Source organism: Kitasatospora sp. NPDC056076 (assembly GCF_042266305.1).
GTDB lineage: Bacteria > Actinomycetota > Actinomycetes > Streptomycetales > Streptomycetaceae > Kitasatospora.
Genome location: NZ_JBHJWG010000012.1, coordinates 170,677 through 181,351 on the forward strand (window position 1 = coordinate 170,677; position 10,675 = coordinate 181,351).

General features: G+C 74.4%; 6 protein-coding genes. 3 read left to right on the plus strand and 3 right to left on the minus strand.

Annotated features, from left to right (window positions below; translation table 11 throughout):
* Window positions 1–12: 12 nt before the first annotated feature.
* Window positions 13–3,303: a BTAD domain-containing putative transcriptional regulator gene (locus tag ACFC1T_RS12985; RefSeq protein ID WP_375887326.1), complete on the minus strand. Its 3,291-nt coding sequence runs from the start codon at window positions 3,301–3,303 to the stop codon at window positions 13–15.
* A 449-nt stretch (window positions 3,304–3,752) separates the two neighbouring features.
* On the opposite strand from ACFC1T_RS12985, the gene ACFC1T_RS12990 reads away from it, so the two are divergent.
* From ACFC1T_RS12990 to ACFC1T_RS13000, 3 genes are read left to right on the plus strand one after another with little or no spacing between them, the layout of a single operon-like run.
* Window positions 3,753–5,135: a diacylglycerol/lipid kinase family protein gene (locus ACFC1T_RS12990; protein ID WP_375887329.1), complete on the plus strand. Its 1,383-nt coding sequence runs from the start codon at window positions 3,753–3,755 to the stop codon at window positions 5,133–5,135.
* Window positions 5,132–5,677: a phosphatase PAP2 family protein gene (locus ACFC1T_RS12995; protein WP_375887331.1), complete on the plus strand. Its 546-nt coding sequence runs from the start codon at window positions 5,132–5,134 to the stop codon at window positions 5,675–5,677. The genes ACFC1T_RS12990 and ACFC1T_RS12995 overlap by 4 nt, the downstream gene beginning before the upstream one ends.
* Window positions 5,678–5,711: 34 nt before the next feature.
* Entirely contained in the window at window positions 5,712–6,674 is a 963-nt protein-coding gene (locus tag ACFC1T_RS13000; protein ID WP_375887333.1) for an aldo/keto reductase, read from the plus strand.
* 53 nt (window positions 6,675–6,727) lie between these two features.
* On the opposite strand, the gene ACFC1T_RS13005 is transcribed toward ACFC1T_RS13000, so the two are convergent.
* Together ACFC1T_RS13005 and ACFC1T_RS13010 are read right to left on the minus strand one after the other, a co-directional pair.
* Window positions 6,728–7,279: a hypothetical protein gene (locus tag ACFC1T_RS13005; protein WP_375887336.1), complete on the minus strand. Its 552-nt coding sequence runs from the start codon at window positions 7,277–7,279 to the stop codon at window positions 6,728–6,730.
* 209 nt (window positions 7,280–7,488) lie between these two features.
* Window positions 7,489–10,675, minus strand: a 3,187-nt coding sequence (locus tag ACFC1T_RS13010) for a LamG-like jellyroll fold domain-containing protein (RefSeq protein WP_375887338.1), incomplete at its 5' end; no start/stop codon positions are given.

The window sequence follows — 10,675 nt, forward strand, 5'->3', positions numbered from 1 at the left end:
GGTGGTCCGCCGTCAGCAGCGGTCCGGGCGGCTCCCCAGGCGCAGCGCCGGTCCGGCCTCGGCGGCCGGTTCGGGGCTGCGCCGCGACTCGGCCAGCAGGTCCTCGGTGCGCTCCAGCCAGGGCTTGGACCCGAGTTCGGTGAACAGCGTCCGGCAGGCCTTGAGGTGCCCGGCGGCCTGGGCGCGGTCGGCCCGGCGGAGCGCGATCTCGGCCAGCGCGTAGCGCGAGCGGCCCTCCACGGCCCGCTCGCCGACCTGTCGGGACAGCTCCAGCGCCCGGGTCAGGGTGTCCACCGCGCCGTCCAGCCTGCCCTCCCGGCGGTGCACCGTGCCGAGGCCGTGCAGCGCGTAGGCCTCGCCGATCCGGTCGCCGCCGGCCCGGACGATCCGCAACACCTCCCGCAGGGCGTCCTCGGCCAGGTCCGTCCGCTCGGCCGACAGGTGCAGCTCGGCGAAGCGTTGCAGCACCTGGGCCTCCACCCGGACGCAGTGCTCCGCCCGGCAGATCACCAGGGCCTGTTCCAGCAGGGTGCGGGCCTGCTCGGGCCGGCCCGCCGTCATCCACCAGCCGGCCAGGCTGCGCAGGATGTGGGCCTCGCCGATCCGGTCGCCGACCAGCCGCATCACGGTCAGCGCCTCGTCGTACTTCTCCCGCATCGCCAGGTCGTCGCCGCGCACCCCGTCCAGGAAGGCGTCGTTGCGCAGCACCAGGGCCCGTCCGTGGTCGTGCCCGGCCGCCTCGAACAGCTCCCGGGCGAGCGCGAAGTGCTCCTGGGCCTGCTCGTGCCGGGTCTGGAACATGTGCAGGGTCCCGAGCGAGTAGAGCATCGCGGCCCGGCCGACCGTGTTGCCCGCCCGGACGGCCGCCTCCTGGGCCAGCCGGGAGGTCTCCTCCCAGTCGTCGAAGTGCCCCTTGGCCTCGAACAGGGTGACCGAGGTGAGCGCGAGGTCCCAGCAGAGTTCGTCCAGCCCGGCCGCGGCGGCCTGCCGTACGGCCGTCACCAGGGCCAGCCGCTCGGTGTCCCAGCCGTCCACCCCGGTCCCGGCCGCGCCGGGGCGGCCCTCCAACGGCGGCCGCCAGCGTTCGGCCGTGCCGTGGATGACGGTGTAGTCGCCGCCGTACTCCCGGCGGTGGGCGTCCTCGGCCAGGGCCAGCCAGCCGCCCAGCATCCGGGTCAGCGCGGCCTCCCGCTCGGCCGCGTCCTCGGTGGCCACCAGCTGCTCGTGGGCGTAGGCGCGGACCAGGTCGTGGAAGCGGTAGCGCGGCCCCGGCTGGTTCGGGTACTGGACGATGTCCATCACCTGGGCCTCGACCAGCAGGTCGAGGGTGTCCTCGGCGGTGTACGGATCGCAGTCCAGCAGCGCCGCCGCGATCCAGGCGGGCGCGTCCGGCAGCTGGACCAGGGAGAACAGCCGGAACAGCCGCTGCGCCGAGGGCGGCAGGGCGCGGTAGGTGAGGCTGATGGTGGAGCGCAGTTCGAGGCCGTGGTGGCTGAGCTCGTCCAGCCGGCGGCGCTCGTTGCGCAGCCGCCGGACCAGCCGCTCCACCGGCCAGTGCGGGTGCGAGGCCAGCCGGGCGCCGGCGATCCGCAGCGCCAGCGGCAGCCCGTCGCACAGGTGCACCAGCTCGACGGCGGTGTCCAGTTCGGCCTGGACCCGCGGTCTGCCGATGATCCCGGCGAGCAGGTCCAGCGCGTTGGACATGTCGAACACCTCGACGTCCACCCGGTGGATCCCCGGGACGCGGGACAGCCGGACCCGGCTGGTCGCGAGCACCGCGCAGCTCGCGCTGCCCGGCAGCAGCGGCGTCACCTGCTCCGCGCTGGTCACCCCGTCCAGGACCACCAGGACCCGGCTGTCGGCCAGCCGGCTGCGGTACATCTCGGCCCGCTCCTGGGGGTCCTCCGGTATCGCCTTGGCCGGCACCCCGACCGCCCGCAGGAAGCGGGCGAGCAGCGTCCCGGTCCGGCCCTCGCCGCCCTCGCCGGGGGCGCCCGGCTCGGTGGTCGGGGTGTGCAGGTCGGCGTAGAGGTGGCCGTCCGGGAAGTGGGCGCCGGCCTCGTGCGCGGCGCGCACCGCCAGCGCGGACTTGCCGACCCCGCCCGGGCCGCAGATGTTGACGATCGGCACCGCGTAGCCGGGGGCCTGGGTGCCGGCGTAGGGCACGATCAGCTTCTTGATCTCGTCGAGCTGGCTCCGGCGGCCGATGAAGTCGCTGATGCTGGCCGGGAGTTGGCGGGGGGTGAGGCGGAAGGCGGCCTCGGCGGCGGGGTGTGCCGGGTGCGTGGTGAGGGTGGCCTGGACGGTGTGGGTGGTGTGGGTGGCCTGGCCGGTGTGGACGAGGTGGCCGGGGTGCGCGGCGGGGGCGGCGGGAGCCGTGGGCGCGGGCGGGGGAGCGGAGCCCGGGTCCGCCGTGCCCCGGTCGGCGGGCGGTGGCGACAGCGGCGCCACGGACACCAGGGGCACCGGGGGTACGGGCGCCGGTGCGGGGGCGAGCGGCGGTGCGGCCGGGTCGGCGGCGGTGTGCCGGGCGTGCCCGTCGCGGTGCCCCGGCAGGTCCAGTCCGGGGGACTGGCACAGGATCGCCCGCTCCAGCTCCCGCAGCTCCTGGCCCGGCTCGATGCCGATCTCCTCCACCAGGGCCCGGCGCGCCCGCTGGAACGCCTCCAGCGCGTCCGCCTGCCGGCCCGAGCGGTACAGCGCCAGCATCAGGTGCCCGTACAGCCGCTCCCGGAGCGGGTGGCGGGCGGTCAGCGAGGCGAGTTCGGCGCCCAGCTCGCCGTGCCGGCCGAGCAGCAGGTCCAGCCGGACGCGTTCCTCCAGGACGGTCAGCCGCCGGTCGTCCAGGTGGGTCGCGGCCCGCTGGGCCAGCTCGCCGGGCACCCCGTCCAGCGCCGGTCCGCGCCACAGGGCCAGCGCCTCGCGCATGGTGGCGGCCGCCCGTTCGACGCGGCCCGCGCCGCCCTCCTCCCGGGCGAGCGCGACCAGCCGCTCGAACTCCAGGCCGTCCACGTCGGCGGGCTCCAGCTCCAGCGCGTAGCCGGGGGAGCGGGTGGTGATCGCCTCCGGTCGGCCGGCCTGGGTGAAACGTTTGCGCAGGGTGGAGACGGCGACCTGGATCTGTCCGCGGGCCGTGGTCGGCGGTGCGTCCCCCCACACCGCGTCGATCAGCTGTTCGGTGGAGACGGTCCGGTCGACGTTCAGTCCGAGCATCGCCAGGACCACCCGCTGCCGCGGGCCCCCCAGGTCCAGCGAGCGCCCCTCATGGACCAGTTCGACCGACCCCAGCAGCCGTAGCAGCATGCCTTCCTCCCCGTCAACCGAAACGCGCTCAGCGTATTGGTATACACCAGATTCCCCCGTGGACACTACAGTCACAGCATTAACCGGACAGTCCGTGCGGGAGGTTTCTGTACGCCCGGCGAATTCTCGCCATAACCCCCGCGCTATCGTACGTGATCCTGGGCTGACCATGGCTGACGCAGATGCTTCGTATACGTGCTGGCTTCGTCAGGGCGTCCGGACGGATTCTCCGGGGCGGGGCCCCCGGCGGGCGGCCCCGGAATTGTTTTTGGACATTCGGGAGCGGCCCGCCGGGCCCCTGAACCGGCCGCGCCGCACGGCCCGTTCGACGCGCCCCGAACGGGCCCTCAGGTTACGGTGACCGGACCGGACGGGGCCGAACGGAGGAGGGCGGGCCGATGGCGGGCGGGTCGAGGTCGACGGCGGGCGGGTCGACGGGGAGCGGGTCGGTGAAGGGTGTGGCGGACGTGGCGGACGTGGTGGACCGGCGCCGACCGCGCCGACTCGCGCGGCTCGCCCTGCTGTGCGCACTGGCCGCCGTGGTCGTGCTCGCCTTCACCGGCCCGCACGGGCCGCTGGTGCTGCTCGCCGAGTTCGTCGGCCTGGTGGTCACCGCCGTCGGCGTCTGGTGGGCGATCACCCGGCGGGCCCTGTGGCGGCTGATCGGCGCGCTGCTGGCCGTCGCCGCGCCGGCCGCCGGCGTCCTGCTCGCCTACGACGCCGGGGTGCTGGCGCTCACGGTGACCGCCGTGGCCCTCTGGCTCGCCGCCCTCGCGTGCGGCCGCGCCGCGCTGCGCGCCGCCCGGCCGCCGCGCCCGATGCCCGCCCGGGAGACCCCGCCGCCGCGGCAGCCCGTCCTGATCATGAACCCGAAGTCCGGCGGCGGGAAGGTCGAACGCTTCGACCTGGTCCGGCGCGCCGAGGAACTGGGCGCCCGGGTGGTGCTGCTGGACACCTCCGCCGAGCAGGACGTCGCCGAACTCGCCCGCCGGGCGATCGCCGACGGCGCCGACCTGCTCGGCGTGGCCGGCGGCGACGGCACCCAGGCCCTGGTCGCGGCCGTCGCCGCCGAACACGGCCTGCCGTTCCTGGTCGTCTCCGCCGGGACCCGCAACCACTTCGCGATGGACCTCGGCCTCGACCGCACCGACCCCGCCACCTGCCTCGACGCCCTCCGCGACGGCGTCGAACTCACCGTCGACCTGGGCCGGGTCGGCGACCGGACCTTCGTCAACACCGTCTCCTTCGGCGCCTACGCCGAGATCGTGCAGAGCCCCGAGTACCGCGACGCCAAGACCGCCACCGCCCTCGGCGCCCTGCCCGACCTGCTGACCGGCGAGGCCGGGCCCACGCTCACCGCCCGCGCCGACGGGCACCGCATCGACGCCCCGCAGGCCCTGCTCGTCAGCAACAACCCGTACGCCGCCCCCGACCCCGTCGACCTCGGCCGCCGCCCCCGGCTGGACGAGGGCCTGCTGGGCGTGGTCGGCGTCCGGGTCGACGGCGCCGCCCAGGCCGCCGAACTCGTCCTGCTCGGCGAGCGGGCCGCCGCACTGACCCTGCTCTCGGCACGGCAGGTCACCGTGCACGCCGACGTCCCCGAGATCGCCGTCGCCGTCGACGGCGAGGCGCTGACCCTGCCGACCCCGGTGGTCTGCACCCTGCGGCACCGCGCCCTGCGGGTCCGCGTCCCGCGCGAGCGCCCCGGCGCCGACCCGGCCCAGCGGCCCCACGCCCACCCGCTGGACTGGCGCGACGTCACCCGGCTGGCCCTGTCCGGGGCGGGCACGCACCCGGCGCGGGCCGCCCGGCCCTCCGGGGGCCACCGGTGACCGGCCCGGTCCTGCGCGACCTCACCGCACTCGACGCGGCGCTCTACGCCGCCGTCGCCGCCACCGACACCCCCGCCCTCGACTCCGCCCTGCGCACCCTCTCCGCGGCCGCCGACCACTCGAAGATCAACCTCGCCGTCGCCGCCGCCCTGGCGCTCGTCCCCGGCCGCTGCCGCCGCGCCGGGCTCACCGGCGCGGCCGCCGTCGCCCTCGCCTCCTTCACCGCCAATGTCCTCGGCAAGCAGCTGGTCCGCCGGCCCCGCCCGGACCGGGAGGCCGCCCGGGTGGTGCTGGGCCGGCACGTCCCGATGCCGGCCAGCGCCTCCTTCCCCTCCGGCCACACCGCCTCCGCCTTCGCCCTGGCCACCGCCGTCGGCACCCTGCTGCCCGCCACCGCCACCCCGCTCGGCCTGCTCGCCGCCGCCGTCGGCTACTCCCGGGTGCACACCGGCGTCCACTACCCGGGCGACGTCCTGGCCGGCGCCCTGCTGGGCAGCGCCTGCGCCGGGATCGTGCTCGCGGCCGGGCGGCGGACGCCGTAGGGTCGATCCCTCGGACCAGGGGAGGGGACCACCGATGCTGCACCGCAGCCTGGGAGTTGACGGGCCGAAGGTCAGCGCGCTGTGCCTCGGCGCGATGACCTTCGGCACCACCGTCGACGAGCGGACCGCCACCGCGATCCTCGACCGGTTCACCGAGGCCGGCGGGAGTTTCATCGACACCGCGAACAACTACGCGTTCTGGGCCCCCGGCGGCACCGGCCACGAGAGCGAGGAGCTCCTCGGCCGCTGGACCGCCCGCCGCCGCAACCGCGACCGGCTCGTCCTCGCCACCAAGGCGGGCGCCCGTCCCGTCCCCGGACTGCCCTACCCCGAACACCTCGAAGGCCTCTCCGCCCCCGCCCTGCGCAGCGCGGCCGAGGGCAGCCTGCGCCGGCTCGGCACGGACCGGATCGACCTCTACTACGCCCACGTCACGGACCCGGCCACCCCCGTCGAGGAGACCATGGGCGCCTTCGCCGGCCTGGTCGCCGACGGCAAGGTCACCGCCCTCGGCTGCAGCAACCACCGCGCCGCCGACCTCGCCGCGGCCAACGACCTCGCCGACGCGCGCGGCTGGCCCGGCTACCGGTGCGTCCAGCAGCGCCACAGCTACCTCCAGCCCCGGCCCGGCGCGGACCTCGGCATCCAGCGGCACGCCGACCGGGCCCTGCTGGCCCACCTCGCGGACCGGCCGGACCTCACTCTGCTCGCCTACTCGCCGCTCCTCGGCGGCTCCTACACCCGCCCCGACCGCCCCCTGCGCGAGGAGTACCGCTGGCCGGGGACGGACGCCCGGCTCGCGGCCCTGGCCGAGGTCGCGCAGGAGACCGGCGCCACCGTCAACCAGGTCGTCCTGGCCTGGCTGATCGGGCACCCCGTCCCCACCGTCCCGGTGATCGGCGCCGGCTCGGTCGCCCACCTGGAGGAGAGCCTGGCCGCCCTGGACCTGGTCCTCGACGCGGACCAGCGCCACCGCCTGGACACCGCGGGCAGCTGACCGGCGCAGCTGGGCCGCAGTGACCCGTGCCGGGCCGCGGGGCCGCAGGGCCGTCAGTGCCGCCCGGTCCCCGTGGCGGGGCGCCGCACCGAGAACGTCCACCGCCGCCGGCCGGCCGGGCTGCCCCCGGCACCCGTCGCACGGGGCCCGTGCACCCGGTGGCGGGCCTGCTCGGCGAGCCCGCGGGTGTCCGCGGTGGTCCGGTCGAGGGCGGTCGCGACCAGGTCGACGGGCAGGCGGAACACCTCGTGCAGCACGAAGGCGACCCGCTCGGCCGGGGCCAGCGCCTCCAGCGCGGCCAGCAGCGCGGGCCCGACCGACCCGTCCGACGGCACCGGGCGCGCGGGCCCGGCCACCGCCTCCGGCGCCCGCCGCGGCCGGGCGTCCCGCGCACCCAGCAGGCCCAGGCAGACCCGCCCGGTCACCGTGGCCAACCACTCGGCGAGGTCCGCCACCTCCTCCGGATCGATCCGGCCGAGCCTGACCCACACCTCCCGCACCGCGGCCTCCGCCTCCGCGTGCGAGCCCAGCAGCGGGTACGCGAGGGCCCGCATCCGCGGCCGCAGGTGCTCGAACTGGCCTGCCTGCCGGTCCTGCTCGGGCACGGTCGCACTCCTCGACTCCGGAGGGTTCGTCACCGACCGGTACCCGGCCGTGGCTGGACCTTACTCGGAGAAGCAGGTTGATCACACCGGGTGGTGCCGGAGGAAAATCCCCGGGGAGGTCCGGCGCCGGTCGCCCGAACGACACCGTCCCCCGCCGGGTGGACTCCCGACGGGGGACAGCGCTGTGCGGTGACGAGGTCCTGCGGGTGTTACACCGTCTGCTGGGCCTCGAAGATCCAGTGGTGGTTCCCCTGGTCGGCGCACTGCCAGACGTCCAGGCCCTGGCCGTTGGCGGTGTTCCAGCCGTTGAGGTCCAGGCAGAGGCCGGACGTCGGGTTGTACAGCGAGTTGTCGAAGCGGCGGACCCAGGCCTGGGAGGCCGGGTTGCTGCCGCAGTCCTGCGCGACGACCGGGGTGCCGTTGACGGCCGCGGCGTCCGCGGTGCCGAGGCAGCGGCCGGAGATCGGCATCTTGATCCGGTTGTCCTTGGTCATCACGAAGTGCTGGCCCTCGCCGTTCCAGCAGTCGTAGATCCGGAGCTGGGCGCCGGCGTTGCCGCCCCAGTTGTCCAGGCACTTGCGGCTGTCGACAGCGCTGCGGATCTGGATGGCCGAGTCGGTGGTGGCGAGCGTGTTGGCCTGCTGGTCGGTCAGCACGTACGGGTAGGCCCGGACGTCGCTGATCGCGCCGTTGACCAGGTCACTGGCGGCGGACTTGTTGTAGGCGGCGCCGCCGACGTTCAGGCTGCCGGGGGCAGGCTTCCAGCCGCTGGGCATCTTGTCGGAACCGACGGCCGCGCCGTTGACGTACAGCGTGATGGTCGAGGTGTCGGCGTTGAACGTGCCGGTCAGGTGGGTCCACTGGCCGACCGTGGCGTTGGTGCGGCCGCTGCGGTCGTAGGCGGAGTACCAGGCCGTCGGGTTGGTGCTGTCGCTGCTGGGAGCGACGAAGGCCCAGTTGTGGAAGGTCTTCGAGTACTGCAGGTAGAACGGGCTGGCCACGTCACCGGTGAGGGAGACGGCGGTCTGGAAGTTGTCGAGGTTGTTGACCTTGATCCAGGCCGAGACGCTGTAGCTGCGGGAGGTGTCGAGACCGCTGTTGACGGGGGCGGTGGTGCGGTAGACCGACGCTCCGTCGAAGGCAGTGGCCTTGTTGGCGGTGCGGTTGTGGTCCGCGGTCAGCGTGGCCCCGGTCGGGTAGCTGTTCTTGGGGTCGTCGCCGTTGCGGTAGAGCTTGTTGGTGTCGCCGGTGTCGCCGCTGGTGCGGCCGTCGAGCACCCACTGGGACGGGTTGACGGCGGTGTTGGCGATGGTGTTGGGGCCGACCTGCCAGGTGTAGCCGGCGGTCGGGTTGCCCGGGGTGGTGACCTTGCCCCACCAGATGTCGACGGAGCCGTCGGCCTTGGTGCCCCAGAGGGCGGCGTTGCCGCTGCCGGTGATGTCACCGTCCGAACCGAGGGTGGTCCAGGTGTCGCTGGGCACCCCGCCGATCTTGGTGGTGGTGGCGATGCCGGTGAGGGTGGGGACCATCAGGGGCTTGCCGGTGGGGTCGTTGACGGGCTGGCCCTGGTTGTCGGTGGCCAGGACGGTGCCGGTGGTGAAGGTGAGGCCGTTGAGGTCGTCCTTGGCGGCGTCGGTGGAGGCGGCGAGGTTGCGGGTGAAGAGGCCGGGGTGGCCCTGCTTGGCCCAGTCGCCGGGGGTGATGAGTTCCTTGTCCTTCCAGCCGGTGGTGGCGAGTCGGACGGGCTTGCCGAGGGTGTTGGCGTTGGTGGCGGGGTAGTACCAGAGGGCGGCGTCGGTGCCGTTGTTGGTGGTCTCGACGGTGAGCAGGCCGGTCTTGTTCTTGAAGCCGAGCTTGGGGTCGAGGTCGGTGTTGACGGGGTCGCCGAGGGCGGCGATGCGCAGGGTGGTGGACCAGTCGGTGGCGTTGTAGCCGGTGGTGGTCAGCCAGGAGCAGTCCTCGGTGGCGGTCTTGGCGCACTTGGGCTTGGCGAGCGGGACGGGCTTGTCGATCCGGCCGTAGACGCCGGTGTTGCCCGGGTTCGGGTAGACCCAGAGTTCGCCCGCGCCGGGTGCGTGGGCGATCACGTCGTCGATGTTGTTGCCGCCGGTGAGGGTGCCGCGGTGGGTCAGCTGGATGCCGTTCCACCCCTTGCCGCCGGGCGCCTCCGCCGGGATGGAGACGGCCGAGACGGACGGGCTCTTGGCGTTCGGGTTGCCCGGCGGGTTGTACGCCCGCAGGTAGCCGGCCTGGTCGGGCGCGAGGATGTCGGGCGCGCCGTCACCGGTGACGTCACCGAAGACCGGCGGCGGGCCGTCCGGGTTCCACGGCACGTAGAAGGAGTACTGGGCGACCGGGGAGACGTTGCGGGCGTTGTCCATCACCTGCAGGTACAGGATGTTGGTGCCCCAGCGGCCGGGGGTGACCGGGATCCCGCCCTGCGGCATCGAACCGCCGCACGACCAGCCGACGTTGGCGAGCTGAGGGTCCCAGCCCCAGCGGGCGCAGACCACGCCGGAGGCGTTGCCGCCCGGCGCCGGGTCGGTGGCGGTGAAGGGGACGAGGCCCTGCTCGCCGACGTGCTTCTTGGTGACCTGGCCGTTGCCGGACGGCGGGAACCTGTCCGCGAGGTCGGCGGCCGGCAGGACGGTGTTGGCGTCCGGGACGGTGAGGGTCGGCGGGGTCAGGTCGACGCCGAAGCGGCACATCGGGGTCGAGGCGGACATCTGGACCAGCTTGTCGGTGGCCATGGTGCCCCAGCCGTAGACGTGGCCCTCCTTGATCACGCCCGGCTTCACCTGGAAGACCGCGTTCCCGCCGTTGGCCACCTCGGGGGTGTAGCCGGAGTCGACGTCGGCGCTCAGGTCCGCGTAGTCCCAGATGTGGGTCCAGGCGAACAGCGAGCTCTGCGCGTTGCTGCTGACCGTCCCGTTGAGGGTGACGGACCCGTTGAAGCCGGAGCCGGAGTTGATCCACCCGATCGACTGGCCGTCACAGCCCTGGTTCTCGGCCCACGGCACGGCCGTCGAGGGGGCCGGCCAGGCGTACGGGTTGGTCGGGGTGTTGGGCACCCGGTCGTACTCGACCACGACGGCCGGGTTGTAGGTCATGCGCTTGAACGCCGCCGCGTTGGACTCGTTGCGGGCGAACAGGCCGAAGGTGAGGTTGTCGTGGCTGGGGGCGTACTGGCGGTAGACGCCGGTGACGTCGTAGTCGAACTGGGTGGTGCCGCCGCAGCCGTTCTGCCCCGCGCCGCCGACGTCCGCCGAGCCGACTCCGGTCACCACGCCGGGGGAGTTGCTCCAGGTGGTGCTGCCGTCGATCGCGGTGGTGAGCTTGAGGTCGACGGTGTACTTGTTGGTGCAGGAGAAGTCGGAGGACTTGGCCTCGAAGAAC